Origin of the sequence: Neisseria sp. WLZKY-1 (assembly GCF_046546535.1) — a bacterium.
In the GTDB taxonomy this organism is placed as follows: domain Bacteria; phylum Pseudomonadota; class Gammaproteobacteria; order Burkholderiales; family Neisseriaceae; genus Neisseria.
On the sequence record NZ_JBKGTW010000165.1, the window covers coordinates 1 to 231 of the forward strand.

Genomic DNA, 231 nt, shown 5'->3' on the forward strand with positions numbered 1-231 from the left:
ACCAAGATTAACTTGAGCTTTTGCATATAGTTCGGGTGAATCTTCACGTTTAATGTTTCGGTAGGCAGTAATTGCTCCTTCGGTATCTTCCTGTTCTCCCAAAGTAACGCCGAGATTAAATTGAGCCATTGCATACTGTTCAGACGAATCTTCATGCTTAACGTTTTGGTAGGCAGCTATTGCTCCTTCGTCATCTCCTCGTTTTCCCAAAGTAACGCCGAGATTAAATTG

The 231-nt window shown here is 42.0% G+C and carries 1 protein-coding gene; it reads right to left on the reverse strand.

Annotated features, from left to right (window positions below):
* Positions 1 to 231, reverse strand: a 231-nt coding sequence (locus ACLD9W_RS12675; protein WP_410842316.1) for a tetratricopeptide repeat protein, incomplete at both ends; no start/stop codon positions are given.